At 71.1% G+C, this 24,398-nt stretch carries 29 protein-coding genes; 14 read left to right on the forward strand and 15 right to left on the reverse strand.

The features are described 5' to 3' along the window. Positions 1-66 precede the first annotated feature (66 nt). Positions 67-387: a ferredoxin gene (gene fdxA, locus FHU35_RS21970; RefSeq protein ID WP_145742841.1), complete on the forward strand. Its 321-nt coding sequence runs from the start codon at positions 67-69 to the stop codon at positions 385-387. Then, the gene (gene dapC, locus FHU35_RS21975) at positions 384-1,499 is read left to right on the forward strand and encodes a succinyldiaminopimelate transaminase (protein ID WP_145742843.1); all 1,116 of its coding nucleotides are present in this window, start codon (positions 384-386) and stop codon (positions 1,497-1,499) included. The genes fdxA and dapC overlap by 4 nt, the downstream gene beginning before the upstream one ends. A 79-nt stretch (positions 1,500-1,578) precedes the next feature. On the opposite strand, the gene FHU35_RS21980 is transcribed toward dapC, so the two are convergent. The 7 genes from FHU35_RS21980 to FHU35_RS22010 form a co-directional block, all read right to left on the reverse strand. Next, positions 1,579-2,502: a CHAD domain-containing protein gene (locus FHU35_RS21980; protein ID WP_145742845.1), complete on the reverse strand. Its 924-nt coding sequence runs from the start codon at positions 2,500-2,502 to the stop codon at positions 1,579-1,581. A 95-nt stretch (positions 2,503-2,597) separates the two neighbouring features. Further along, entirely contained in the window at positions 2,598-3,584 is a 987-nt protein-coding gene (gene dapD / locus FHU35_RS21985; RefSeq protein ID WP_145742848.1) for a 2,3,4,5-tetrahydropyridine-2,6-dicarboxylate N-succinyltransferase, read from the reverse strand. A gap of 52 nt (positions 3,585-3,636) precedes the next feature. Next, entirely contained in the window at positions 3,637-4,068 is a 432-nt protein-coding gene (locus FHU35_RS21990) for an LppA family lipoprotein (RefSeq protein WP_186459557.1), read from the reverse strand. Between the two features lie 111 nt (positions 4,069-4,179). Continuing rightward, on the reverse strand, positions 4,180-4,515 hold the full coding sequence (locus FHU35_RS21995) for a hypothetical protein (protein ID WP_145742850.1): 336 nt from the start codon (positions 4,513-4,515) through the stop codon (positions 4,180-4,182). 4 nt (positions 4,516-4,519) lie between these two features. Beyond that, positions 4,520-5,035 carry an LppA family lipoprotein gene (locus FHU35_RS22000; RefSeq protein ID WP_145742853.1) on the reverse strand — a complete coding sequence of 172 codons (516 nt, stop codon included), beginning with the start codon at positions 5,033-5,035 and terminating at the stop codon, positions 4,520-4,522. Continuing rightward, positions 5,035-6,777, reverse strand: coding sequence for an alpha/beta hydrolase (locus FHU35_RS22005; protein WP_246110491.1), 1,743 nt, complete (start codon positions 6,775-6,777; stop codon positions 5,035-5,037). The genes FHU35_RS22000 and FHU35_RS22005 overlap by 1 nt, the downstream gene beginning before the upstream one ends. Continuing rightward, the gene (locus tag FHU35_RS22010) at positions 6,774-7,067 is read right to left on the reverse strand and encodes a hypothetical protein (RefSeq protein WP_145742855.1); all 294 of its coding nucleotides are present in this window, start codon (positions 7,065-7,067) and stop codon (positions 6,774-6,776) included. The genes FHU35_RS22005 and FHU35_RS22010 overlap by 4 nt, the downstream gene beginning before the upstream one ends. 126 nt (positions 7,068-7,193) lie before the next feature. Here FHU35_RS22010 and dapE point away from each other — a divergent pair, with 126 nt between their 5' ends. Then, on the forward strand, positions 7,194-8,270 hold the full coding sequence (gene dapE, locus FHU35_RS22015; RefSeq protein WP_145742857.1) for a succinyl-diaminopimelate desuccinylase: 1,077 nt from the start codon (positions 7,194-7,196) through the stop codon (positions 8,268-8,270). Between the two features lie 74 nt (positions 8,271-8,344). On the opposite strand, the gene FHU35_RS22020 is transcribed toward dapE, so the two are convergent. Then, entirely contained in the window at positions 8,345-9,271 is a 927-nt protein-coding gene (locus tag FHU35_RS22020; protein WP_145742859.1) for a slipin family protein, read from the reverse strand. Between the two features lie 232 nt (positions 9,272-9,503). On the opposite strand from FHU35_RS22020, the gene FHU35_RS22025 reads away from it, so the two are divergent. Both FHU35_RS22025 and FHU35_RS22030 read left to right on the forward strand, forming a co-directional pair. Then, complete coding sequence (locus FHU35_RS22025) at positions 9,504-10,289, forward strand: LOG family protein (RefSeq protein ID WP_145742861.1); 786 nt, start codon at positions 9,504-9,506, stop codon at positions 10,287-10,289. Then, positions 10,286-10,837, forward strand: coding sequence for an LOG family protein (locus FHU35_RS22030; protein WP_145742863.1), 552 nt, complete (start codon positions 10,286-10,288; stop codon positions 10,835-10,837). Before FHU35_RS22025 ends, FHU35_RS22030 begins: the two co-directional genes overlap by 4 nt. Before the next feature lie 25 nt (positions 10,838-10,862). On the opposite strand, the gene FHU35_RS22035 is transcribed toward FHU35_RS22030, so the two are convergent. Next, positions 10,863-11,216, reverse strand: coding sequence for a hypothetical protein (locus FHU35_RS22035; protein ID WP_145742866.1), 354 nt, complete (start codon positions 11,214-11,216; stop codon positions 10,863-10,865). Positions 11,217-11,443: 227 nt separating this feature from the next. Between FHU35_RS22035 and FHU35_RS22040 the strand changes: the two genes are divergently transcribed. The 3 genes from FHU35_RS22040 to FHU35_RS22050 all read left to right on the forward strand — a co-directional run bounded on the left by FHU35_RS22040 (position 11,444) and on the right by FHU35_RS22050 (position 12,806). Further along, positions 11,444-11,773 carry a PadR family transcriptional regulator gene (locus FHU35_RS22040; protein ID WP_145742868.1) on the forward strand — a complete coding sequence of 110 codons (330 nt, stop codon included), beginning with the start codon at positions 11,444-11,446 and terminating at the stop codon, positions 11,771-11,773. A 105-nt stretch (positions 11,774-11,878) separates the two neighbouring features. Continuing rightward, entirely contained in the window at positions 11,879-12,235 is a 357-nt protein-coding gene (locus tag FHU35_RS22045) for a DivIVA domain-containing protein (RefSeq protein WP_145742870.1), read from the forward strand. After that, on the forward strand, positions 12,228-12,806 hold the full coding sequence (locus tag FHU35_RS22050) for a DNA-3-methyladenine glycosylase I (protein WP_145742872.1): 579 nt from the start codon (positions 12,228-12,230) through the stop codon (positions 12,804-12,806). Before FHU35_RS22045 ends, FHU35_RS22050 begins: the two co-directional genes overlap by 8 nt. Positions 12,807-12,852: 46 nt before the next feature. On the opposite strand, the gene FHU35_RS22055 is transcribed toward FHU35_RS22050, so the two are convergent. After that, positions 12,853-13,635, reverse strand: coding sequence for an enoyl-CoA hydratase-related protein (locus FHU35_RS22055; RefSeq protein WP_145742875.1), 783 nt, complete (start codon positions 13,633-13,635; stop codon positions 12,853-12,855). A 374-nt stretch (positions 13,636-14,009) separates the two neighbouring features. Here FHU35_RS22055 and FHU35_RS22060 point away from each other — a divergent pair, with 374 nt between their 5' ends. The 3 genes from FHU35_RS22060 (at position 14,010) to FHU35_RS22070 (ending at position 17,310) form a co-directional block, all read left to right on the forward strand. After that, positions 14,010-14,177, forward strand: a complete 168-nt coding sequence (locus FHU35_RS22060; RefSeq protein ID WP_009949794.1) for a DUF3117 domain-containing protein — start codon at positions 14,010-14,012, stop codon at positions 14,175-14,177. Positions 14,178-14,422: 245 nt separating this feature from the next. Beyond that, a complete protein-coding gene (locus tag FHU35_RS22065; RefSeq protein WP_425474179.1) occupies positions 14,423-15,955 on the forward strand; it encodes a leucyl aminopeptidase family protein in 1,533 nt (510 codons plus the stop codon). 173 nt (positions 15,956-16,128) lie between these two features. Next, positions 16,129-17,310, forward strand: coding sequence for an MFS transporter (locus tag FHU35_RS22070; RefSeq protein ID WP_246110492.1), 1,182 nt, complete (start codon positions 16,129-16,131; stop codon positions 17,308-17,310). Between the two features lie 30 nt (positions 17,311-17,340). Here FHU35_RS22070 and tatB read toward each other — a convergent pair whose 3' ends face one another. The 4 genes from tatB to sigE all read right to left on the reverse strand — a co-directional run bounded on the left by tatB (position 17,341) and on the right by sigE (position 21,102). Continuing rightward, complete coding sequence (tatB, locus tag FHU35_RS22075; RefSeq protein WP_145742879.1) at positions 17,341-17,763, reverse strand: Sec-independent protein translocase protein TatB; 423 nt, start codon at positions 17,761-17,763, stop codon at positions 17,341-17,343. A gap of 156 nt (positions 17,764-17,919) precedes the next feature. Then, complete coding sequence (locus tag FHU35_RS22080) at positions 17,920-19,575, reverse strand: trypsin-like peptidase domain-containing protein (protein ID WP_246110493.1); 1,656 nt, start codon at positions 19,573-19,575, stop codon at positions 17,920-17,922. Positions 19,576-19,720: 145 nt separating this feature from the next. Then, on the reverse strand, positions 19,721-20,482 hold the full coding sequence (locus FHU35_RS22085) for a zf-HC2 domain-containing protein (protein WP_186459559.1): 762 nt from the start codon (positions 20,480-20,482) through the stop codon (positions 19,721-19,723). After that, a complete protein-coding gene (gene sigE, locus FHU35_RS22090; RefSeq protein WP_246110494.1) occupies positions 20,479-21,102 on the reverse strand; it encodes an RNA polymerase sigma factor SigE in 624 nt (207 codons plus the stop codon). The genes FHU35_RS22085 and sigE overlap by 4 nt, the downstream gene beginning before the upstream one ends. 312 nt (positions 21,103-21,414) lie before the next feature. Here sigE and FHU35_RS22095 point away from each other — a divergent pair, with 312 nt between their 5' ends. Beyond that, positions 21,415-22,032, forward strand: a complete 618-nt coding sequence (locus tag FHU35_RS22095) for an O-methyltransferase (RefSeq protein ID WP_246110495.1) — start codon at positions 21,415-21,417, stop codon at positions 22,030-22,032. A gap of 98 nt (positions 22,033-22,130) precedes the next feature. Here FHU35_RS22095 and FHU35_RS22100 read toward each other — a convergent pair whose 3' ends face one another. Next, the gene (locus FHU35_RS22100) at positions 22,131-23,270 is read right to left on the reverse strand and encodes an Mrp/NBP35 family ATP-binding protein (protein ID WP_145742882.1); all 1,140 of its coding nucleotides are present in this window, start codon (positions 23,268-23,270) and stop codon (positions 22,131-22,133) included. A 252-nt stretch (positions 23,271-23,522) separates the two neighbouring features. Here FHU35_RS22100 and FHU35_RS22105 point away from each other — a divergent pair, with 252 nt between their 5' ends. After that, on the forward strand, positions 23,523-23,969 hold the full coding sequence (locus FHU35_RS22105; protein WP_145743778.1) for a MarR family winged helix-turn-helix transcriptional regulator: 447 nt from the start codon (positions 23,523-23,525) through the stop codon (positions 23,967-23,969). A gap of 4 nt (positions 23,970-23,973) precedes the next feature. Next, positions 23,974-24,366, forward strand: a complete 393-nt coding sequence (locus FHU35_RS22110; protein ID WP_145742884.1) for an NUDIX hydrolase — start codon at positions 23,974-23,976, stop codon at positions 24,364-24,366. Positions 24,367-24,398 lie beyond the last annotated feature (32 nt).

Below are 24,398 nucleotides of genomic sequence, written 5' to 3' on the forward strand. Positions count from 1 at the left end.
TGTCAGCAGTCACGCCAGGAGATTCCTGAGCGTGCGTTGGACAACGCTTCGACCAGGAGTGCAACCGTGACCTACGTGATCGCCGAGCCGTGCGTGGACGTGCTCGACAAGGCATGCATCGAGGAGTGCCCTGTCGACTGCATCTACGAGGGTGGGCGGATGCTCTACATCCACCCCGATGAGTGCGTCGACTGCGGTGCCTGCGAACCGGTGTGCCCGGTCGAGGCCATCTACTACGAAGACGACGTCCCGGACGAGTGGGCCGCCTACACGAAGGCGAACGTGGACTTCTTCGACGACCTCGGTTCGCCGGGTGGCGCTGCGAAGGTGGGCAAGGTCAGCAAGGACGTCGAGCCCGTCACGAGCCTGCCGCCTCAAGGCGAATGAGCTCCGCGAGCGGCCCGGGCGCAGCAGTGCCCGGGCCCCGGCTTCCCGACTTCCCGTGGGACTCGCTGGCGTCGCACAAGGCGACCGCCGGCGAGCACCCGGAAGGCATCGTCGACCTGTCCGTGGGGACCCCGGTCGACCCCGTTCCGGCGAAGCTGCGGGAAGCCCTGTCGTCGGTCGCCGACGTCCCGGGATATCCGACGACGCACGGCACGTCGGCCCTGCGCGAAGCGGCCGTCGAGTCGTTGCGCAGGCGGTACGGCATCACCGGTCTGGAACCGGACGCGGTGCTGCCGACCATCGGCTCCAAAGAACTGGTCGCCTGGCTCCCGACGCTGCTCGGCGTCCGGCCCGGCGACGTGGTCGCGATCCCGGACCTGGCGTACCCGACCTACGAGGTCGGCGCGAAGATCGCCGGTGCCGAGGTCGTGCGGCTCGCCCCGGGTGAGCTGCCGCCCGCCGGGACCAAGCTGGTCTGGCTGAACTCGCCGTCCAACCCGACCGGTCGCGTGCTCGACGCCGACGAGCTCGGCCGGACGGTGCGCGCCGCGCAGGACGTCGGCGCCGTGGTGGCCTCGGACGAGTGCTACCTGGCGCTGGGCTGGGACGCCGAGCCGGTCTCGGTCCTGCACCCCTCGGTCGGTGCCGCCCGCGACGGGCTGCTGGCTGTGCACTCGCTGTCGAAGTCCTCGAACCTGGCCGGGTATCGCGCCGGGTTCGTCACCGGTGACCCGGTGCTGGTCGCGCGGTTGCTCGAACTGCGCAAGCACTCGGGGATGATCGTTCCGCGGCCGGTCCAGGAGGCCGTCACCGCCGCGCTGCGCGACGACGAGCACGTCGCGGCGCAGCGCGATCTCTACGCGGCCCGCCGCGCCGTGCTGCGTCCCGCGCTGGAGTCCGCCGGGTTCACCATCGAGCACTCGCAGGCCGGGCTGTACCTGTGGTCGACCCGCGGTGAGGACGCCTGGGCGACGGTGGAATGGCTCGCGGAGCGCGGGATCCTGGTCGCGCCGGGCACGTTCTACGGACCCGACGGCTCGCGCCACGTCCGCATCGCCCTGACGGCCACCGACGAGCGGATCGCGGCCGCGGCGAAGCGCTTGGGCGCCTGACCGGGCGGTTCTGGCCCGAACCGTCCCGTGATCATGTCCGTTTCGCCTGGTCGGTTCGGACCACAACCGCACTCTGGTCTCACACCTCGGCCGCGGCTCCGCGGAGGGCGTACCAGGACTCCGGCCACCGGGCGCGGCGGTCCGCTTTGCGGATCTCCTCGCGCTCCACGAGACGTCCTGCGACCAAGGCGATTTCAGCTTCCGGGTGCGGCCCGCGCTCGGCGAGCAATGCCCGGATCCGCTCCTCCGCCACGCACGCGTCCTGGTGCTCACCGAGGACGTCCTGGAACCCCTTGGCAGCCTTGATCAGCCGTTTCACCGGGGCGCCGAGCAGCGGCTGGGCGAGCTCGGCGGTGTAGCGGACCTTCTTGCCGTCGATGCGCAGCGCGTGCAGGTCGGCGTCGGCCGGCTCGGCGGGCAGCGCGCGGACCGCCTTGCGCAGCGTGCGGAACTGCTTGCGCACGAGATCCCGCAGCTGAGCGGTTGCGGCGCGGTCGGAGCCTCCACCCGGGAGTTCCAGGGCGGCGCGCGCCAGCTGCTCCAGCAGCCGCTGGTAGCGGTCGCTGTCCAGCGCGGCCAGCATCTCGTCCCTGGCCCGCCGGTGCTCGGCGTCGAGACCGGAGATCAACCGCTCGGCGGCGGAGCGCTCGATGCCGCGCAGGTCGGCGGACTCCGCGCGAAGCCGCTCCAGGAGCACGTCGAGATCCCGCACCGGCCCCAGGGCCTTGCCCAGCCAGCCGAGTTCGGCGCGCAGCGGCTCGGACCGGTCCTGGTCCAGGAACGGCCGGGCCGACCGCAGCATCGCGCGCATCCGCCGGACCGACACCCGCATCTGGTGCAGTTCCTCGGGGTCCTCGCCGTCCCGCGCCCCGGCCTCGTGCGTGCACAGCGCGCGGACCCTCGCGTCCAATCCGACGCGGACGTGCTCCGCGACCGGTGCCGTCCGCCCGGCGGTGGCGGGCTCGGCGCCGAGAAGGTCTTCGAGCAGCGACGAAGAGGCCATTCCCCATGCTAGAACGGACAACTCGTGCGAATCGCTACTCCGAACGAAGCATGAAGGGCGCCTCCCCTCGGGGAGACGCCCTTCATCGGGAGTGCTCAGTCGTTGGCGTGCAGGGCGGCGTTGAGCTCGATCTTGCCGCCGGTCTTGGCCACGACCTCGACCGCTCCGCTCGTGGAGTTGCGGCGGAACAGCAGCCCGTCGTTGCCGGAGACCTCGGAGGCCTTGGTGATCGTGCCGTCCGGCAGCGTGATCTTGGTGCTCGCGGTGACGTACAGGCCCGCCTCGACGACGCAGTCGTCGCCCAGCGAGATGCCGATGCCGCCGTTGGCGCCGATCAGGCAGCGCTCACCGATGGAGATGACCTCCTTGCCGCCACCGGACAGCGTGCCCATGATCGACGCGCCGCCGCCGACGTCCGAGCCGTCGCCCACCACGACACCGGCCGAGATGCGGCCCTCCACCATGGAGGCGCCCAGTGTCCCGGCGTTGAAGTTCACGAAGCCCTCGTGCATGACGGTCGTGCCGCTGGCCAGGTGCGCGCCCAGCCGTACCCGGTCGGCGTCGCCGATGCGCACGCCGGAGGGCGACACGTAGTCGACCATGCGCGGGAACTTGTCGATGCTGAGGACCGTCACGGGGCCGCGCGCCCGCAGCCGCAGCCGGGTCGCCTCGAAGCCCTCCACCGGGCACGGCCCGTGGTTGGTCCACACGACGTTGGCCAGCAGGCCGAACTGGCCGTCCAGGCTCACGCCGTGCGGGCGCACCAGGCGGTGCGACAGCAGGTGCAGCCGCAGGTAGACGTCGTGCGCGTCGGCGGGAGCGTCGGCCAGCTTGGCGATTTCCACGCGGACCGCGATGACGTCGACGCCCCGGGCATCATCCCGCCCGAGCAGCGCGACACCGGCTTCGCCGAGGGATTCGGCGGCCTGCTCCGCGGTCAGCTTGGTCGTGCCGGACTGGCCCGACTCGCTCAGCTTGACGGTCGGGAACCAGGTGTCGAGGACCGTGCCGTCGTCGGTCACGGTCGCGAGGCCCACGCCGTGGGCGCCCGTGGTCTGCGGGTCGGGGATGTTCGCGCTCATGCCCAAAACGGTAATCGGCAACGCCGCGCCCGGCCTGCACGGGGTGCGACGATCAGCCCTTCGCCGCACCCGGCAGGTGGCATCCGGTCGTGAGCGTCAGGATCGTGCTGCGCGAGGTGCCGAAGGTGTAGACCGCGCCGTAGGAGTCGTTCCCGGTGATCTCGTGATCACCCGTGCGGTTGATGATGATCTCCGGCTCGACGAAGCCGTACTCCGCGGTGATCGACCGGACGATGGACACCGCGCTCGGCCAGTCCACGTCGGCGACGGGCTCGGCCGCCCGCCAGGACTCCAGCACCCTGCTCTCCGCATCGGAATCGGTGAACTCCGCGCAGCTCGCTCTGCTCGCCGGTGCCGACACCGCCCACTCCAGCGGCCCGACCAGGCGATCCAGCAGTTCGAGCAGCCGCTTCTGCATCTGCTCGTAGTGCGCGGTGATCTGCTCGATGCTGGGGCGCTGCCGCAGCGCACTTCGCGGGTCCAACGCGGGTACCCCCGTCACGGTCGGACGTAGATCCGGACGTAGAGAAATGATGCCGGACCGCCCGAGAGCGTCTCACCCGGCCTCCCCCAACGACCGTGTGAGGCTCGACACTCAGGCGAACAGGTTCAGCGCCATGCTCATCAGGACCAGCGCGACCACGGGCCCGGCCACCAGTCCGACCAGCCCGACGACCACCGCGGTGAGCGTCGAGTCCGGCCGCCGGACCCGGAACCACAGGTACACCGGGCCGGCGAGCAGCACCAGCACGGCGAGCCCGGTCGCGATCCCCCTCGGCGTGCAGCCGCCTTCGCCGCCCGGTTGGCAGGGGACTGACGCTCCCCAGATGCCCACGAAGGCGGTGAAGGCGACGATCGGCAGCGCCGTGAGGGTGGCCAGCACGGCGAAGACCACCGCTGCCGGGCGGCCGCTGGTGTCCGGTGCGCTCACGAGCTCACCCCTTCGCCGACTGCAGCAGGTGGCAGCCGGTGCGCACGCTCAGGACGGTGTTCGCGGCAGCCCCGAGCTGGAGCCGGGCGCCGTAGGAGTTGTGCAGCTCGACCTTGTGGTCACCGGGCCGGTCGGTGACCACGTGCAGCTCGGTGAACCCGCGAGAAGCGCCCACCTCGGTGGCGATTCGCAGCGCTCCGGCCCACTTCTCCTCGGGGACGCCGCCCTCCTGCATCCACGTGGCCAGGGTGCGCTTCTCGGCACCGGGCACGTCGGCGAAGTCCGGGCACGCGGACTCCCCGGTGTTGCCCTTGTCCACGAACTGCGGCAGCCCGAGCTCGGCCACCAGCCGGTCGCGCAGCTCCTGCTGCATCCGGTCGTAGTCGGCGGTGACCTCTTCCAGGCTGGGGCGTTGCCGCAGCGCGTCGAGCCCGTCTCGCATGTCTCTCCCGTCGGGGTCGCCCGCCGCGCATCCGGCGAGGAGCGCGGCACCCATGACCAGTGTGGCGAATCGCCTCATCAGAACAGGTCCTTGATGTCGGAAATCCGGTCGCTGCCCCAGTCGTGGACGGCCGAAGCGCCCTCCTGGGCCTGGTGCGGCACGTAGGACAGCGCGTCGCCCACGCCGTCGGTCTTGCCCTGCACCGCGTTCTCCGGAACGCCGCCCACCACCGAGGCGATGTTGTGCTGGCTGGTGGTGTCCGGCTGGAGGTAGTCGCTGTGGCCGGTGACCTGCCCTCCCTCGCCGGAGGACTCGGTCGACAGGTCGGTGAAGCCGTCCATGTGCGACGGGTCGCCGCCGAACCGGCCGAAGTCGGCGACCGGGTCGTCCTTCGCCTCCAGCCGGTAGGTGTGCCCCTCCGGGACGTGCAGGTCCTCGATGTCGTTGGTGCCGACACCGGGGGAGCCGTAGATGATCGCGTCGTCCACGCCGTGCCCGCCGCCCTGCAGCGCGTAGCCGGTGGTGGTCGAGCCGTAGGAGTGGCCGATCGCCGTCAGGTGCGGATCGTCGTCGCGAGAGCTGTTGATGCCCTTGTAGAACTCGTTGAGCTTCGCCCCGCCCTCCTCGGCGGAGCTCGAGCTGACCACGGAATCGCCCAGCACGTCGGTGTTCTCGGACTCCTGCGGAGCCTCGTAACCCAGCCAGAACACGCCCGCGACCTCGCCGTCCTGGCCGGAGCGCATCATCTCCCGCTGGGATTCGGCGACCAGCTCCTGGGTTTCGGCGTCGGCGCCCTTGAGGCTGCCCTCGGCGGTGGTCGTGTAGCCGGGGGTGAACACCGAGACGTGGTCGGCGGTGTCCACGTCGCCCACGCCCACGGCGGTCTTCAGCCGCTCGCCGCTCGCGTCCAGGACCAGCAGCTGCCGGTCGTCGCGGGCGATGGTGTCCTCGACCGCGTCCAAGCCCTTGAGCTTCGCGTCGATCTGGTCGGCCTTCTCCTGCTCGTCCTCGCTGATCCCGCCCTGCGCCAAGCGGTTCCGCTCGCCGCGCAGCTGTGCCCGGGTGTCGGCGAGGTTGGCGCGGTTCGCCGTGTCGCGCACGACCGCGGGGATGCCGTCGCGGTTGCCCAGCCACGCGGGCGCGCTCTCGCGCAGCGCCGTGCGCTGCTCGTCGGACAGCGACTTCCACCAGTCCGCGTTCGCCTGCGCGGTGTTGTGCGGCGGTTTTCCGGCGGAGTCGGCGAGCGCCATCACCTCGTTGGTCCTCGCCGCGTCGGAGAGGGACGTGCCCTCGCCCGGTTCGATCTCGTCCTCCTCCGCCGCGATGAGGGTCTTGGCCAGTGCGGCGTCGATGGCTTCGGCCTGGTCGAGGATCTTCTCGATCTCGTCGACCAGTCGGTCGCGGACCCGGATCCGCTCGGCCTTGACCTGCTCCACCTGGTCGGCGGGGACGTCCTGGGGCGGGGCGACGTCGCGGACGCCGCCCTCCTCGGTGATCTGGAAGCCGTGGGCGCGGGCCTCGTGGTCGGCGGCGTCGACGCGCCGCGCGAGCGCGGTGACGTCGTCGGCCGCGGCGGCGACCGCCACCCGCACGGTCGCCACCTCGGCGACCAGCGAGCGCATCCCGTCGATCAGGCGCCGGTGCTGGTCGGCCGAGCGCTGGGCGGCGTCGCCCGTCCAGCCGTCCGGGTTGCGGGCGCCGTCGAGCTCGTCCTGCAGGGCGACCAGCTCGTCCCCGCGCTTGCCGAGCTCGCCGTGCACCGCGTCGAGGCGCTCGCCGTTCCAGCGGCGCACGTCGGCGTAGCTGACCACCGCGCTCACCGCCCCGCCGCGTCGACGGTGCCGGCGTTGTCGGAATCGGTGCGCTCGTAGGTGTTGCCGGCGTCCGCGAGCGACCTGCCGTGCGCGGTCGCGTCCTCGCTCCACTTCGCGAGCGCGCGCTGCCAGCTCCGCGCGACCTTCGCGGACGCTCCCTCGCTCTTGCCGCCGGGGAGAGCGTCGGCGATGTCCTCCGCCGGTTCGGCGATGCGCACCCGCCCCGCCTGCTCACCGGCGGATTCCGCGCTGCGGCCCGCTCGGCGCAGCGCCTCCGGTTCCGCCCTGTAACCCATGCCAGCCTCCGGGAGCCACCGTTCGATGCGGGAGCCTAGCCCGCTGATCCCGGCTTAGATGCCGGTTCCCGCGATCCGGTTCCCGCCTGTGCTGCTCGCGCAGGTCAGCGCGGTAGCCTTCCGGGCGTGACCGCATCGCTGGACCTCACGTCGGACCCCGTCGAGCTGACCGCCGCGCTGGTGGACATCCCCAGCGTCTCCGGGTCGGAGAAGACCATCGCTGACGCGGTGGAGCAGGCGCTGCGCGAACAGGCCCCGCACCTGGAGGTGATCCGCAACGGCGAAGCCGTGCTGGCGCGGACCCGCCTCGGCAGGGACAACCGGGTCGTGCTGGCCGGGCACCTCGACACCGTGCCGATCAACGACAACCTGCCGTCGCGGCGGACCGGATCCGGCGAGGACGAGCTGCTGCACGGGTGCGGCACCACCGACATGAAGAGCGGCGACGCCGTGATGCTGAACCTCGCGGCGACGCTCACCGCACCCCGCCACGACCTGACGTTCGTGTTCTACGACTGCGAGGAGATCGAGGCCGAGCGCAACGGCCTCGGACGCATCGAGCGCGAGCTGCCGGAATGGCTCGACGGCGATCTGGCCGTGGTGTGCGAGCCGTCGAACGCGGCGATCGAGGCCGGGTGCCAGGGGACGATCCGCGTCGAGGTCAGCACCACCGGCACCCGCGCGCACACCGCCCGCGCGTGGATGGGGGAGAACGCCATCCACGCCGCGCAGCCGATCTTGCAGCGGCTGGTGGAGCACACCCCGCGCAACCCGGTGATCGACGGGCTCCAGTACCGGGAGGGCCTGCAGGCCGTGAAGATCATCGGTGGTGTCGCGGGCAACGTCGTCCCGGACTCGTGCGTGGTCACCGTCAACCACCGGTTCGCCCCGGACAAGTCCGCCGAGCAGGCCGAAGCCGAGCTGCGGGAGCTGTTCGCCGGCTACGAGGTCGTGGTCACCGACCTGTCAGCCGGTGCCCTGCCCGGTCTGACCTCCCCGGCCGCGGCCCAGCTGGTCGCGGCCTCGGGCTCCGAGCCCGTGGCGAAGCTCGGGTGGACCGACGTCGCCCGCTTCGCGGCCCGAGGGCTCCCGGCGGTCAACTTCGGCCCTGGCAACCCGACTCTCGCCCACACCCAGCACGAGCACGTGCGCACCACCGAGATCCGCCACTGCGCGGCCGCTCTCCACCGCTTCCTGTCCTGACGCCGAGGTGCCCGGCCGCGCAGGCGGATTCGCATGTCGCGCGCAGTTCGAACGGTGTCCCTCGGCGGGGTGGGTCAGGCCGTGCCGAGGGTTTCGGTGTCCTGGGGTTCTTCCGCGTCCCGCTGCTGGGGCAGGGCTGACGCGGGGGCGGTGTCGGTGAGCTCGGCGGCTCGGCGTTCGGTGTCGGTGAGCTCCGGAGCTTCTGCGGGTTCGGGCTCTTCCGGTTCCGCCGCCGAGCTCTCGCCCTGCGGTTGCTGGATGGCGTCCACGAACCGCAGCAGCTCCACCGGGAACGGCAGCACCAGGGTCGAGTTCTTCTCGGCGGCGACCTCCACGACGGTCTCCAGCAGGCGCAGCTGCAGCGCGGTCGGGGTGTCGGACATGACCCGCGCGGCATCCGAAAGCCTGCGGGACGCCTGGAACTCGCCGTCCGCCGAGATCACCCGCGACCGGCGTTCGCGTTCGGCCTCGGCCTGGCGGGCGATCGAGCGCTTCATCGACTCCGGAAGCGAGACGTCCTTGATCTCCACCCGGTCGATGTGCACGCCCCAGCCCAGCGCCGGGCTGTCGATCATCAGCTCCAGGCCCTGGTTGAGCTGCTCGCGGTTGGACAGCAGGTCGTCGAGATCGCTCTTGCCGATGATCGAGCGCAGCGAGGTCTGGGCGACCTGACCGATCGCGAACAGGTAGTCCTCGACGTTGACCACGGCCCTGGCCGCGTCCTCGACCCGGAAGTACACCACCGCGTCGACCCGGACCGTGACGTTGTCGCGGGTGATGCCCTCCTGCGCGGGCACCGGCATCGTCACGATCTGCATGTTGACCTTCTGCAGCCGGTCCACCGCGGGAACGATCGCGGTGATGCCCGGTCCGCGGGTGCGCTCCTGCAGGCGGCCGAAGCGGAGGACCACGCCGCGCTCGTACTGCTTGACGACCTTGATGCTCGAAGCGGCGCAGATGACACCGACCACGAGGATGGCGATGAGGAGTTCGATGAGCATGACCGGCTCCCGGGCTCGCTGAGGAACGGCCCGACGGCGCTGAGCGCCTGCGTAGATCGCGGAGCAGATCTGCGTGTCGCGCCCGGCTCGCGTCGCCGGCGCCGCTAGATCTTTTCTTTCGATCGTACGCCGCGCGACAGCCCTGTGAATCCCCCGTGAACAGGCATTTCACCCCGTCTGCGCAGCGGCGGGGCGGCTCGGGGAACGATCGGCGCGTGCGTAGGCTCGTCCCATGACAGTCGATGGCCAGTGGGGTGAACCCAACGGTGCGGAGCGTCCGCACGAGAAGCAACGCGGCCCGGTGGTGCTGCGCCGCTCGCGCCTGAGCGAGCCGACGACCACCGACCAGCGCCTGCTGGACTCCAGAGGACCGTCGGATTGGGTGCACACCGACCCGTGGCGGGTGCTGCGCATCCAAGCCGAGTTCGTCGAGGGCTTCGGCGCCCTGGCCGAGGTCCCGCGCGCGGTCACCGTCTTCGGGTCCGCGCGCACCCCGCGCGATCACCCCGAGTACGCCACCGGCGTGGAGCTGGGCAAGGCGCTCGCGGGGATCGGGTGCGCTTCGATCACCGGCGGCGGTCCCGGCACGATGGAGGCGGTCAACCGCGGTGCCTCCGAGGCCGGCGGGCTGTCGATCGGACTGGGCATCGAGCTGCCCTTCGAACAGGGCCTGAACCCGTGGGTGGACCTGGGCGTCAACTTCCGCTACTTCTTCGTCCGCAAGACGATGTTCATGAAGTACGCGCAGGCGTTCATCTGCCTGCCCGGCGGTTTCGGCACCATGGACGAGCTCTTCGAGGCGCTGACCCTGGTGCAGACCAAGAAGGTCACCAAGTTCCCGGTGGTGCTCTTCGGCTCGGACTACTGGCAGGGTCTCTACGACTGGATCCGCGATCACATGCTCGAAGGCGGCAAGATCGGCGAGAAGGACATGGAGCTGCTGCACGTCACCGACGATGTCGACGACGCGGTGTCGATCGTGCAGGAGGCCTACGAGGCGTGGGAGGCAGCGCATTGAGCACCCCGTCGGCGGACGTGTCGGTCTGCGTCTACTGCGCGTCAGGACCGGTGTCGCAGCACTACCTGGACCTGGCCGCCGAGGTGGGTCGCAAGATCGCCAAGCGCGGCTGGACGCTGGTCTCCGGCGGGGGCAAGGTCTCGATGATGGGCGAGATCGCCCGCGCGGCCCGTGCCGACGGCGGCCGGACCATCGGCGTCATCCCGCGCGCGCTGGTCGACCTCGAGGTCGGTGATACCGACTCGGACGAGCTGCTGGTCGTGGACACGATGCGCGAGCGCAAGGGGTTGATGGACGCCCACGCGAACGCGTTCCTGACGCTGCCCGGCGGCATCGGCACCTGCGAGGAGCTCTTCGAGATCTGGACCGCCCGCTACCTGGGCATGCACAGCAAGCCCGTGGTGCTGCTGGACCCGGACGGGCACTTCACGGGCCTGCTGGACTGGCTCACCAGCCTGGTCGAGACCGGGTTCGCCTCGCAGCGCTCGCTGGACCTGCTCACGGTGACCTCGGACGTCGACGAGGCGCTGGACGCGCTGGCCGGCTGACCGCGGCGTCGACTCGGGCGAGGTCTCAGGCGACGCCGACCGCCGTGCGGATCAGGTGGGTGAGCGCGGGGATCGGGATGTCCGAGCGGACCTCGCGCAGGATCGGGGCGAGACGGATCCAGAACGACTGCACCCGCGGTGCGCTGGGCCGTTCGGTGGCGAGCTCGTCGACCAGCTCGTCGAGCCGCCACTTCGCCTCGTTCAGGTCGAGGCTCGGTTCGGGGTGCTGGTCGAGGACGTCGACCATCGAGTTCAGGTAGACGCGGACCTGGTCGAGCGCGGCGAGCCTGGTGGCGCTCTCGGAGTTGTCCCGGGGCTTCGGTGCCGTCTTGTCGAGCAGGTCGGCACCGTTGGTCGGGTCGGCTTCGCGGTCGGGCACGATGTCGGCTCCTGATCGGATCTGCCGGTGGAGATCGAGTCTCCGCTCTCGCTCTCCGAGTGTGCTCGGATCAGCCGATCGGGAGCGTCCGTTCGGTGTCACACCACCCGAACGGCCGACTCAAGTTGCTGTGATTCACATCATGCTGGTCCGGATCGGGAAAGGACCTTGGTCCTCTTGTGCGGAGGCGGTGACAGTGCCCGCAAATACCCGTAGAGTCACTACCTGTGAAGGCTGATGCGCTCCGCGGCCACTTGGACGCCCTGCTCCTGGCCACCCTCGACGGCAAGGCGTTGCACGGTTACGCCATCATCGAGGCCTTGCAGGAACGCAGTGGTGGCGCCCTGGACCTGCCCACCGGCACGGTCTACCCGGCGCTGCGCAGACTCGAGCGGGCCGGATTCGTGCAGAGCTCCTGGAGCACCGTTGGCGGTCGCCAGCGACGCACGTACCGGCTCACCCAGGCGGGATCCCAAACCCTCCAGGCGGAACGCCGCGCCTGGCGCGAATTCACCCACGCCATCGAAGGCGTGCTGACAGCACCTGCCAAGACCTAGCCGCTGTTCCAGCTGCGGGACTCGGCCGGCACCGCCACGCGAACCGACGCTGGAACAACGCCAGTGCTTCGACGGGCGGTCGGTGGGGCGTGCCACGATTGACCCGTGGCTAGTGCGCTCATCTACCTGTTCGTGGTGCTCGCGGTCGCGGCTGCGGTGTACCTGCTGGCTTCGCTGGTCTTCGGGCGTGGCGAGCAGCTCGCACCGCTGCCGCCCGGCTCCACGCCCACCCGGCTGCCCTCCCTCGACGTCGAGGGCTCCGACGTGCGCGCGCTCCGGTTCCAGCAGGTCGTGCGCGGGTACAAGGTCACCGAGGTCGACTGGGTGCTGGACCGCTTGGCGGGAGAGCTCGACGACCTGCACGGCCGGATCGCGGTCCTGGAGCGCCAGCTCGACGCCGCCGGTCAGGAGCTGGACAAGGCGCGCAGCGCGGCGAACGAGGGCGGTGCCGAGGATGAGTGACGGTGCCGCCGTGGTCGGCGAGGACGGCCGGTCGCGCTGCCCGTGGGGCGCAGGTCAGCCGGACTACGTCGCCTACCACGACCAGGAGTGGGGCGTGCCGCTGCGCGGCGTCCCGGAGCTCTACGAGCGGATCACCCTGGAGTCGTTCCAGTCCGGTCTGTCGTGGCTGACGATCCTGCGCAAGCGCCCCGCGTTCCGGGAGGCGTTCGCCGGTTTCGACCCGGAAGCGGTGGCCCGCTTCGGCGAGGACGACCGGCAACGGCTGCTCGGCGACGCCGCCATCGTCCGCAACCGGGCCAAGATCGATGCCGCGATCACCAACGCCAGGGCGGTACTGGAGCTCGACCGCCCGCTCGACGACCTCCTCTGGTCCTTCGCCCCGCCGGAGCGCGCGGAGTCCGAGCGCCCGGTCGGGCTCGGCGACGTCCCGGCGATCACCGACGAGTCCGCAGCCATGGCCAAGGAGCTCAAGCACCGCGGCTTCGTCTTCGTCGGTCCCACCACCTGCTACGCGCTCATGCAGGCCACCGGCATGGTCGACGACCACCTCAGGGACTGCTGGCGAGCCTGACCGGGCCGGCGCCGGCGGATGAGCCGCCGGCACCTGAGCCGGGAGATCAGCGGCCGGTGAAGCGAGGTGTCCGCTTCTCGACGAAGGAGGCGACCGCCTCCTTGTGGTCGGCGGTGAGACCGGCCTCGTTCTGGGCGCCCGCCTCGACCGCGAGCGCTTCGTCGAGGGCTTCCGCCGAGGCGGCCTGGACGGCCTCCTTGATCCGCGCGTAGGCGAAGGTCGGGCCGACGGCCATCCGGGTCGCCAGCTCCATCGCGACGGTCAGCGCGTCGTCGACGACCTGGTTGACCATGCCGATGCGCAGCGCCTCGTCGGCGTGCACCGGCTGCGCCAGCAGCAGCATCTCCATCGCCCGGCCGTAGCCGATCAGCCGCGGCAGCGTCCAGGACGCGCCGGAATCGGTCGACAGCCCCACGTTGGCGAAAGCCATCAGGAACTTCGAGCCCGTCGCGGAGATCCGCAGGTCGCTGGCGTAGGCCAGCGAGGCGCCCGCGCCCGCGGCGGTGCCGTTCACCGCGGCGATCACCGGCTTCGGCATGGTCGCCAGAGCCTTGGTGATCGGGTTGTAGTGCTCCTCGACGGTCCGCAGCGGGCTCGGATCGCCGCTGGCGAGGAGTTCGATGTGCTCCTTGAGGTCCTGGCCCGCGCAGAACGCCTTGCCCGCGCCGGTGATCACCAGCGCGCGCACCGAGTCGTCCGCCGCAGCCTCGCGCAGGGCCGCCAGCAGCGCCTCCTTGAGCTCGATGTTGAGCGAGTTGAACGACTCAGGGCGGTTCAACGTGAGCAGCCGCACACCCGCGGTGTCCTCGGTCAGCAGTACGTCGGTCACTCCAAGCTCCTTGCCTTGACGTCCGTTGTGGCGGGTCGCGCGAGCACTTCCACTGTGGACCGCGCGGCCGGCGCGCCGTCCCGAGTAGACGGTGTCCCCGCTGGTCGCCGGGATGGCCGCCGCGAGATCAGTGACACGCCGGAGCGAAACGACTCCTCACGGTGATCGCGAGAAGCTCCCGCGACGTGCCGAATGGCGCCGAAACACCCCACACGAACGGTGAGTCTGCCAGTCGTCGGCGATATTCGACCAGCGCACGGGCGACACGAGTTGATCGGTTCGGTTTCGTCCACGCCTCGAGATAGGGGAGAATGGGGCGGACCCGGACTGGTTGTGGCGACCAGCGGGGGAAGATTTCACGGAGGGAGCACGCTATGGCGGCCATGAAGCCCCGGACCGGTGACGGTCCCCTCGAGGTGACTAAGGAGGGACGCGGCATCGTGATGCGCGTTCCGCTCGAGGGTGGTGGGCGGCTCGTCGTCGAGATGTCGGTCGAGGAGGCCAAGAATCTGGGCGACGCCCTGGAGTCGGCCACTGGCTGAGGCCGCCGAGCGGCCCGGGACGCGCTGCCGGCCGAACGCGGTCACGGCGCCTCCCGGCCTAGGCGACAACTGAACGATCAAGTCGACGTGGAGCGGCGAGAACTCGCCGCTGCCGGGCCCCGGTGCTCAGCGTGGTACCGGGGTCTCTCGTCGGCGCCAGCTCGAGCTCGCACGGCCGGTCCGTGCAGGAAGGTCTTCTCGTGTCCGGTTCCTCCGTGTTCCGTTCCGCCCAGCCCGCCCGCGGGGTGGAGCCAGAACTGCCCGTGATCCCGACCGCACTGGTCGAAGTGGACGTCGTGCAGCGGTGGCGGGACGGAGTGCCGGGCGCGACGGCGGTCTTCGAGGGCGAAGCCGGCCCGGACCTGGCCGCTGCGGCCGAACAGTTCTCTGTGGACGCCGACGTGCTCACCGCGATCGGCGCTTCCGCGTCGGCCGGGGACGCCAAGGCGTTCCCGCTGCGCTCCGGCGCCATCGGCTGGGCCATCGGCGTGGGCTCGGGCGAGCCGGAGAAGTGGCGTGCCGCTGGTGCGGCGCTGGCGCGCTCGGTGCGCGACCGGCTGTCCGCGGCCGCCGACGGCGAATCCGAACCCGGCGACCTCGGTGACGCGTCGGACGCCGACTACCTGCAGGTCCGGTTGCCCGAGGACGCCGGTGACGAGCTCGTCGGCGAGCTCACCCTGGGGCTCGCGCTCGGCGGCTACCGGTTCAAGGTGACCGGCGAGCCGGCTCCGCCGCGACTGCGCAAGGTCCTGCTGGTCGCCCCGGAGAACGCCGACGTCACCGCGCTGCGCGAGTCCGTTCGCCGCGCGCGCGAGCTGGCCACGGCCACCGCGCTGGCCCGCGACCTGGCCAACGCTCCCTCCAACGTCAAGGACCCGGCCTGGTTGACCGGGCTGGCCGCCGAGCTCGCCGGGCCGGTCCCGAACCTCACCGCGACCGTGCGGGACGAGAAGTGGCTGGCCGACAACGGCTTCGGCGGCATCCTCGCGGTCGGCGGCGGTTCGTCCCGGCCGCCGCGGCTGCTGCAGCTCGATCACCGGCCGGCGGACGCCACGGGACCGCACCTGGTGCTGGTCGGCAAGGGCATCACCTTCGACACCGGTGGCATCTCGCTCAAGCCCGCCGACGGCATGCACCTGATGCGCACCGACATGTCGGGCGGCGCGGCGGTCATCGGCGCGTTGCTGACGATCGCCCGGCTCGGCCTGCCGATCAAGGTGACGGGCCTGGTGCCCGCCGCCGAGAACCACGTCTCCGGCACCGCCTACCGGCCCGGCGACGTCGTGCGGCACTACGGCGGGAAGACGACCGAGGTCGGCAACACCGACGCCGAAGGCCGGATGGTGCTGGCCGACGCGATGGCCTACGCCGTCGACAAGCTCCAGCCCGATCTGCTGGTGGACGTCGCGACGCTGACCGGCGCGATGAAGGTCGCGCTCGGGCTGCGCACCGGCGGCCTGCTGGCCAACGACGACGAGCTGGCCGAGCGGGTAGCCGACGCCGGTGCCCGGGTCGGTGAGACCTGGTGGCGGATGCCGCTGCTGGAGGACCACGCCGACGCCGTCGAGGGCTCGCTCTCCGACGTCAAGCAGACCCCTGCGGGTCCCGGCGGGGTCACCGCCGCGCTGTTCCTGCGCGAGTTCACCGGTGGCGTCCGCTGGGCGCACCTGGACATCGCCGGTCCGGCGCGGGCGGACAAGGACTACTCCGAGGTGACCGTGGGCGGTACCGGCTTCGCCGCGCGCACCCTCGCGGAGCTCGCCGCTTCGCTGGCCTGAAGACGTCCGCTGCGGTTTTCCCGCTCGGTGTGGGTGGTGGGGAAGTTTTCATGAAAACTTCCCCACCACCACAACGTCGCAGGGCCGACGCACTCAGCGTGAGTCGTGCGCCACCCGTGATGACCCGCACGCTCGCGAGCGCCGGTGATCGGGGGGTGTTTAACGTCTAAACCATGGTGTCGGCCGGACGTGTGCGGAGGATTCGGTTCGCGCTGCTGCTCGGCGCGCTGGCGCTGTTCGCCCTGCTCTACGCGCCGCAGCCGGTCCTGCCGCAGATGGCCGCCGAGTACGGGTTGAACCCGGGCGCGGCAGCGCTGCTGGTGTCGGCCGCGACGCTCGGGCTGGCGGTCTCGGCGATCCCGCTGGGCACGCTGTCGGAAGCCGTCGGCCGCCGCCGCACCATGATCACGACCCTGGTGATCGCCCAGCTCCTCGGCCTGGCTCTCCCGTGGGTGCACTCGTTCCCGCTGATGGTGGGCATCCGGCTGGTGCAGGGCGCGGCGATCGCCGGTCTCGCCGCCGTCGCGACGGCCTACCTGGCCGACGAGACCGGAGGTGTCCGGCTGGGCACGACCGTGGGCCTCTACGTCGCCGGCACCACCATCGGCGGCATGACCGGCCGGTTGCTGGGTGGCATCGTCGGTGACTTCTGGGGCTGGTCCGGCGGTGTCCTCGCGGTCGCCGCGCTCGCCGGCGTCTGCACGATCGCCTTCGTCCTGCTGCTGCCTCCGGAGCTGCACCACCAGCGGAAACCGCTGCGCTGGGGACCGCTGCTCGGCGGTCTCGGCGCCGCGCTGCGTGATCCCGGGCTCTACCCGCCGTACCTGGTCGCGGCGCTGGGAATGGGCAGTTTCGTGACGGTCTACAACGTGCTCGGCTTCCGCATCACCGCGCCGCCGCTGCTGCTGCCCCCGGCGTTGGCGGCGCTGGCGTTCCTCGCCTACGCGGCCGGCACCGTCACCTCGGCGCTGGCCGGGCGGGCGGCGGACCGCTGGGGGCGGGTGCGAGTGCTGCTGCTGAGCCTCGCGGTCACGGTCGTCGGCCTGCTGCTGATGCTGCCCGATTCGATCCCGGTGATCCTGCTCGGCCTGGTGGTGTTCACCGGAGGCTTCTTCGGCGCGCACTCGGTGGCCAACGGCTGGGTGGGGACCAGGGCCTCGAAGGAAGCCCGCGGTCAGGCCTCGGCGCTGTACCAGCTCGCCTACTACGGCGGCAGCAGCGTCGGCGGAGTCCTCGGCGGGATCGCCTACGGCGCCTGGGGCTGGGCGGGCATGACAGCCCTGCTCACCGCATGGCTCGCCGCGGCCGGCCTCGCCGTCCTGCTCTCCCGATCCGTCACCACCGCACGTCCCTGAGCTGGAGTGGTGCCTCTCCGGACGGGAGGATCAGGTGGCGTCGGTGTCGTACGGCGGGCGCTCGCCCGGGGCCAGGGGGCGCTCGGCCGGCTTGGGGGTCGCTGCGGGCGACGGCGACTGACCGTTGGTGCTGGGCGTGGAGCCGCTGAGCGGCGAGGAGTTCTTGGTGAACTCCTCGAACGGGTTCTCCCCGTCCAGCAGGTGCTTGGTCACCGCGGTCTTGGGGTTGAAATTGCGGACGCTGCGGAGCTCGTCGAGCGGCTTCTTCAGCTCGTCGAACTCCGGACCGATCTCCGACCGGATCTGCTCGCGGGCACCGGTCGCGTACTCCTTGACCTGGCGGACCGTCTTGCCCAGCCACGCGGCGCCCTGCGGCAGCCGCTCGGGGCCGAGCACGAACAACCCGACCATGGCGAGAATCAGGAGCTCGGGCCAGCCGACGCTATCGAACACCTCTCGACTCCTCTGGGATCCTCGCGGCTCGCGGACCGATGCCGAGCTGCCGACGCCACCAGCCTACCGATCGGGTGACGCAGGTCGAAGAGGGGAACTGGCCCAACCTCAACCTGTGCGCGAACGGTGTCGCACTGTTCACACCGATGTGATCGGTCATTTGAGCGTCACGTCGAGGACCAGTTCACGGCCCTGACGGACCACGGTCACGGGCACGCGCTCGCCGACCTGGTGCCGGTCCACTGCCACGATGAGTTCGTCGGCGCTTCCGACCTTGCGGTCGCCGACCTTGATGACCACGTCTCCTTCGGCCATCCCGCCACCAGCGGCGGAACTGCCGTCCTGCACGTTCTGCACCTGCGCGCCGTCGGCCAGCCCGTCGCTGACGGACTTGACGTTCACCCCGAGGTCGGCGTGCCGGACGGTGCCGGTGCGGATGAGCTCCTGCGCGATCCGCCGGACGTCGTCGATCGGGATCGCGAACCCGAGTCCGATCGAGCCGCCCTCGCCGCCCGAACCGAGCGTGCGGATGGCGCTGTTGATGCCGACCACCGCGCCGGACCCGTCGACCAGCGCGCCACCGGAGTTGCCCGGGTTGATGGCGGCGTCGGTCTGGATGGCGTCGATGACCGCGTTCGTGTCGGTGCCCTCGCCGGCCAGCCGCACCGGTCGGTGAACCGAGCTGACGATGCCGGTGGTGACGGTGCCTGCCAGGCCCAGCGGCGAACCGATGGCGATCACGTCGTCGCCGACCCGCAGCTTGTCCGAGTCGCCGAGCTGGGCGATCGTCGGGTTGGCGACCTCGACCTTGAGCACCGCGAGGTCGGTCTTGACGTCCCGGCCCACGACCCTCGCCGGAGCCCGGGTGCCGTCGTGGAAGACCGTCGAGACCTGCGCGTTGGGCGTGTCGGCGGCCATCGAGACCACGTGGTTGTTGGTCACCACGTAGCCGTTGCCGTCGATGACCACACCCGATCCGGAACCACCCTGGCCGCCGATGCGGACCTCGATGGAGACGACGGTGGGCACGACGCGCTGCGCCACCTTGGACACCGGCCCGCTCGGCCGGTCACCGGCACCCTGGTCGACCTCGGCGAGCGTGACGTCGGGGTTGACCAGCGGATTTCCCTCCTCGGCGGTGATCCGGCCGAGGAAGCCGCCTGCGAGGCCGACCAGCAGCGCGACCACGCCGAGGATCGCCAGCGCACGCGGGTGCACGCGACGGCCGAGGAGCACCTCGCGGGCGCTGAGCAGCGGCCCCGCTTCCCGCTCGCCGTCGTCGTCGGACTTGTCCTCGGGCACGGCGGGCGGGCCGAGGATCGCGCCCGCGGCCGGATCGCGCCACGGGTCCCGGTCACCGGAGTTCCACAGCGGTGAGTCGGACTCGGACTCCGGCGCCATCGGCTGCTCGCCCGGCGCGCGCTGCAGCCGGTCATCGCTGTGGGGCGGGCGGCCGAACGCCTGCACCAGCGCGTCCGGCGGGGGAGGGGCCTGTTCGATCCCGCGCGCCCGCAGGCCGTGCTCGTCCGGGTCGAAGCTGCCGGACACCCCCTTCGGGCGGGCGAAGGCGTTGCGCTGCGAGGGGTCGACGTCCGGGCGCTCCAGCGGGCGCGGCCGGAGTCGCTCAGGCGTGCGTCCGTTGGCCTCGGTGGGCTGGGCGGGAGCGGAGGAGAACCGGTCGGCGGGCACGCCGCGGCCCGTCATGGGGCCGCCTTGCCACGGGTGCACCGGTTCGGCGCCCTGCTGACCCCCTGCAGGGTCGTCCCGGCGCGCGTCGGGACCCTGCTCGGGCGTTCCTCGCTGGTCGCTCATCGTTCCCCGGGCTGTCCGATCGGGCTCGTCACTTCGAGTGGATCACACGGGCGCGCAGCCCGCCTCACCGGCATGGTGCCGACGAACCCATCTTGCCCGCAGCGCGGTGAAGTCCGTGTGGAGTGGGCGCGAAGTCGCCAGCTCGCTACCTGGACGGTGGTGCGGTCGTCGCCGCAGCAGGGGGAGCAGGTGCTGAGTGCGCGGGTGCGGACTCCGGCGGAACCGCTGCGAACTGCGGATCGCGCGGTGCGGTGTCGCCCACCGGGGTGGTCGACGACGGCAGCGCGGTGTTGCCCGCGGCGGGGATGACGGAGTTGGTGAAGGCACCACCGGGCAGCGGCACGGGCGCGCCGGGCAGCGGCTCGCCGTCCTCGTCGGTGATGGGCAGGTTCATGAACGCGAGCGCGCCGAGCACCAGCCCGGAGAACACCACGCTCGCGCCCTGCTTGGTGCGTCGCGAGGCGCGGCGGTCGGGCGAGTCCCCCGGCGCGTCGTCGTAGGAGGAAACGCTGGTGCCCAGCGGCTGCTGCGAGCCGCCGAGCGGCGTGGAAGAACCGAGCGCCGGCCCGCTGCCGAAGCGCTTCACGCGCTCGGGACGGGAGACGGTGACGAGCTGACCGTCATCGGTCAGCGCGAGATTCTCGGGCTGTGCGGGAAGTTCAGCACTGGAGGGGATCGCCTGCAGCGCTTGCAGGAGCTGCGGCGAGACCGACGGCGCGTCGGCCGCGCGGATCGCCGCGCGAGCCTGCCGCTGCGAGGCGGCGTCCGCCGCGCACGCGGGGCATCCGGCCAGGTGCGCCACCGCGCGGTCGTGGGCGCTCGGGCTGAGTTCTCCGTCGACGAAGGCGACGAGAGCGTCCAGCGCGAGGTGCTGCTCGGGCAGTCCCCACCCCCGCAAAACCGTCATCCGTCAATCCTCCCGGCTTGTTCTCGGCGCGTTTCGAGCGTGGACTTCAGCATCTGGCGCCCGCGGTGAATCCTGCTGCGCACAGTACCCAGCTTCACTCCCAGGGTGGTACCGATCTCCTCGTAGGAGAGGCCTTCGACGTCGCAGAGCACGATGGCCGCCCGGAACTCCGGCGGGAGCTGGTCCAGCGCCGCCTGCAGATCGGGGTCGAGGTGCGTGTCGTGGAAGATCTGCTCCGGCGTCGGTCCGCCGCCCGGAAGGCGGTCGGTGTCCTCCGGCAGCCCCTCCATGCGCAGGCGGGACCTGCGGCGCGCCATGTCCAGGAACAGGTTCGTGGTGATCCTGTGCAGCCAGCCCTCGAAGGTGCCCGGCTTGTAGGACGCCAGGGAGCGGAACACCCGGATGAAAGTCTCCTGGGTGAGGTCCTCGGCGTCGTGCTTGTTGCCGGACAGGCGGTAGGCGAGCCGGTAGACCCGGTCCGCGTGCTGACGGACCACTTCGTCCCAGCTCGGCGGCGTCCAGGCGGCTTCTTCCGCGCCGGGCGACACGGTGCTCGGCGTAACGTCGTTCTGGTGGGTCCGGTCGGTGCCGGGGGCCACGCTCATCGGCTGTGTTGCCATCGGGCGAAAAGCCACCTCCTGTGGGCTTGCATCTACCAGAACGACCGGGGCGGGAGCGTTGTTCCCGGCCGCCGTTCACCGGTGAGACGCCGATGGGTGTCGGTTGATGACGCTCACTGTCGTCGGCGCTGGTGAAACCGGCATGAAAGCGGCCTGAGAAGGGGCTGAGAGTATGCGTGAGGCTGCTCTCACCCACTCGGCCCTGAACCGGTGATCACCCTGCGTGACGGAATGTCGCGCATGGAAACGGCCGTCTAACGATGTCGTCCGGAAACATCATTCGTGGGCACAACGCCGATAACCTTTCGCGTTGTGATACCCGAGAGGTCGGTGGCCCGCTACTCGATGGGCGGCTATGCGGTGGGCGAGCAGACACGTGTCCGCCCGATCGGCGACGGTCCGCAGGACTCGCCGGTCGGTGCGTCGTCGCTGCACGTGCTGCGGTTCCTCGCCGCAGCGCTGCAGGCCAAGGCCGTCGTCGAGATCGGCACCGGTTCCGGTGAGAGCGCCCGCTGGCTGCTCCGCGGGATGGTGCCCGAAGGTGTTCTGACCTCGATCGACGCCGACCCGGCCGTCCAGCGTGCCGCCGGCGCGGCGCTGCGCGAGGAGGGCATCGCGCCCTCGCGCACGCGGCTGATCGCGGGACGTGCGCTGGAGATGCTGCCCCGGTTCACCGAGGGCGGCTACGACCTGGTCTCGGTGGGCGTCGCCAGCACGGACTACCCCCTCTACCTGGAGCTGGGGACGCGGCTGCTGCGGCCCGGTGGAGTCATCGTGTTCGCCGGAGTGCAGCTCGGCGACGAGCACGACTCCCGGGGCGCTCTGGCGACGGCCATCCGCGCCCTGGTCAAGGCCGTGCAGGACGACGAGGAGCTGGTCCCCGTGACGCTGCCGACCGGCCCCGGACTCCTAGCGGTCGCCAAGCGCTGACCTGGAACCCGTTTCCCGGGTTGTTCTGCTGTTTCGTGGGGGTGGGGAAGTTCTCATGAAAACTTCCCCCACCCCACGAAATCCGAGACTGGGATTGCTCAGGCGGGCGAGACCGAGAGGAGCTTGCCCGCGAGGCCTCGGGCCCGGGTGCCGAGGCGCTGGGCGATGTCGCTGAGCACGGCGCCGGCCGGGGAGTCCGGGTCCTGCAGGACCAGCGGCTCGCCCGCGTCGCCGCACTCGCGCAGCCTCGGGTCGAGCGGGATCTGGCCCAGCAGCGGCACCTCGGCGCCGAGCGACCGGCTGAGCGAGTCGGCCACGATCTGGCCGCCGCCGGAGCCGAAGACGTCCATGCGCTGGCCGTCGGGCATCTCCATCCAGGACATGTTCTCCACGACGCCGGCCAGCCGCTGGCGGGTCTGCAGGGCGATCGCACCGGCGCGCTCGGCCACCTCGGCGGCGGCCTGCTGCGGGGTGGTGACCACCAGGATCTCGGCGTTGGGGATCAGCTGTGCGGTGGACAGCGCGACGTCACCGGTGCCGGGCGGGAGGTCGAGCAGCAGCACGTCCAGATCGCCCCAGAAGACGTCGGCGAGGAACTGCTGCAGCGCGCGGTGCAGCATCGGCCCGCGCCAGACCACCGGGGTGTTGCCCGGGGTGAACATGCCGATCGAGATCACCTTCACGCCGTGCGACTGCGGCGGCATGATCATCTTCTCGACCTGGGTGGGCTTGCTGCCCGCACCGAGCATGCGCGGCACCGAGTGGCCGTAGATGTCGGCGTCGACGACCCCGACGGACAGACCGCGGGAGGCCATCGAAGCGGCCAGGTTGACCGTCACGCTGGACTTGCCGACGCCGCCCTTGCCGGAGGCCACGCAGTACACGCGGGTCATCGAGCCGGGCTCGGCGAAGGGGATGCGCGGTTCCTCGGCGTCGCCGCGCAGGCTGCGCCGCAGCTCGGTGCGCTGCTCGTCGCTCATCACGTCGAGCTCGACCTGAACGCCGGTGACGCCGTCGACGGCGGAGACGGCGTCGCTCACCCGCTGCGTGATCGTTTCGCGCATCGGGCAGCCGGAGACCGTCAGGTAGACCTCGACCGTCACCGCGCCGCCGTCGCCGATGGACACGCTCTTGACCATGCCCAGGTCGGTGATCGGCTTGCGGATCTCCGGGTCCTCGACCTTGGTGAGCGCCTGGCGGACGGCTTCCTCGGTCGGTGCGGACTGCGTACTGGTCACGGTTACCTCGACAAGCGTTTGGTGAACGTGGTGGGGACGGGACGAGTCCCGCCGAACCTGAAAAGGGTCTCACACCCGGATTCGGCACTCCCATGTTACGGACTGGTAGCCAGGCGGGACAGCGTCATCGCCGCCGGTAGGGCCGTCACCCGGCGTGCTTACCCGGGGGCGCTGCGGAGTCAAGGGCGGCTCAGCAGTAATATCCGTCACGTGGCCGAGACGGCTCTGGACCGATTACCGACTCGAAACGAATTGTTGGCGTACCGCAGTTTCCTGCGTGCGCACGCCCGAGTCACGCGCTGCCTGGAAAGCGACCTCATCGCCGAGCAGAGGTTGACGCTGGCGGCTTACGACGTGCTCGAAGCGCTGACCGAAGCACCGGAGCAACGACTCCGGATGACCGAGCTCGCCGACGTCGTGCTGCTGTCCCGATCCGGGGTGACCCGGCTGGTGGACCGGCTCGAACGCCTCGGGCTCGTGCGGCGCGTGCGGGTCGACTCCGACGGACGCGGCGTGCAGGCGGTGATCACCGAACGCGGTGAGGGCCGGCTGCAGATGGCGGCGGCGACCCACCGGCACGGTGTCGCGCGCTACTTCCTCGACGCCGCCGACGGAGAGCTCGAAATGCTGGTGCGCGCCTGCGAACGGTTGGCGGACGGGGGTGTGCCCTCGCCTCCTGGTCAGCGTGCGCAAGCATGAGCGAGTGAACTCCCTGATCAAGGCGGTCGGCCTGGTGCGGTTCGCGAACCGGCGTTTGCTGCTGGTGCGCTCCGAGGACCAGGAGGCCTTCTACCTTCCCGGCGGCACGATCGAAGCAGGCGAGACCGAGCAGGACGCGTTGCACCGCGAGGTCGCCGAGGAGCTCGGGGTCGTGCTGCGCGAACCCGAGTTCTTCGCCCGTTACCACAACGACGCGGTAGGTCGCGGCGACGGCGTCGAGGTCGATCTCGCCTGCTACACGGGCACTTTCGACGGTGATCCGGTCGCCTCCGCCGAGATCGCCGAGCTCGGCTGGTTCACCCGGGCCGAGTACGCCGAGCACCGCGTCACCGCCCCGGCGATCCTCGACCTCTACGCCGACCTGGACCCGGCGTGATAGACACGGCCTGATTTTCGGGTCGTGGATGG

Origin of the sequence: Saccharopolyspora dendranthemae (genome assembly GCF_007829955.1) — a bacterium.
Taxonomy (GTDB): Bacteria; Actinomycetota; Actinomycetes; order Mycobacteriales; family Pseudonocardiaceae; genus Saccharopolyspora; species Saccharopolyspora dendranthemae.

What these genes read in the sequence shown, in the direction of transcription:
- FHU35_RS22070 (WP_246110492.1), top strand. Translation starts at nt 16,129, where the DNA reads ATGGTGTCGGCCGGACGTGTGCGGAGGATTCGGTTCGCGCTGCTGCTC.
- FHU35_RS22050 (WP_145742872.1), top strand. Translation starts at nt 12,228, where the DNA reads ATGAGTGACGGTGCCGCCGTGGTCGGCGAGGACGGCCGGTCGCGCTGC.
- FHU35_RS22025 (WP_145742861.1), top strand. Translation starts at nt 9,504, where the DNA reads ATGACAGTCGATGGCCAGTGGGGTGAACCCAACGGTGCGGAGCGTCCG.
- FHU35_RS21980 (WP_145742845.1), bottom strand. Translation starts at nt 2,502, where the DNA reads ATGGCCTCTTCGTCGCTGCTCGAAGACCTTCTCGGCGCCGAGCCCGCC.
- FHU35_RS22060 (WP_009949794.1), top strand. Translation starts at nt 14,010, where the DNA reads ATGGCGGCCATGAAGCCCCGGACCGGTGACGGTCCCCTCGAGGTGACT.
- dapC (WP_145742843.1), top strand. Translation starts at nt 384, where the DNA reads ATGAGCTCCGCGAGCGGCCCGGGCGCAGCAGTGCCCGGGCCCCGGCTT.
- FHU35_RS22080 (WP_246110493.1), bottom strand. Translation starts at nt 19,575, where the DNA reads ATGAGCGACCAGCGAGGAACGCCCGAGCAGGGTCCCGACGCGCGCCGG.
- FHU35_RS22010 (WP_145742855.1), bottom strand. Translation starts at nt 7,067, where the DNA reads ATGGGTTACAGGGCGGAACCGGAGGCGCTGCGCCGAGCGGGCCGCAGC.
- FHU35_RS22000 (WP_145742853.1), bottom strand. Translation starts at nt 5,035, where the DNA reads ATGAGGCGATTCGCCACACTGGTCATGGGTGCCGCGCTCCTCGCCGGA.
- dapD (WP_145742848.1), bottom strand. Translation starts at nt 3,584, where the DNA reads ATGAGCGCGAACATCCCCGACCCGCAGACCACGGGCGCCCACGGCGTG.
- FHU35_RS22020 (WP_145742859.1), bottom strand. Translation starts at nt 9,271, where the DNA reads ATGCTCATCGAACTCCTCATCGCCATCCTCGTGGTCGGTGTCATCTGC.
- sigE (WP_246110494.1), bottom strand. Translation starts at nt 21,102, where the DNA reads ATGGCAACACAGCCGATGAGCGTGGCCCCCGGCACCGACCGGACCCAC.
- FHU35_RS22085 (WP_186459559.1), bottom strand. Translation starts at nt 20,482, where the DNA reads ATGACGGTTTTGCGGGGGTGGGGACTGCCCGAGCAGCACCTCGCGCTG.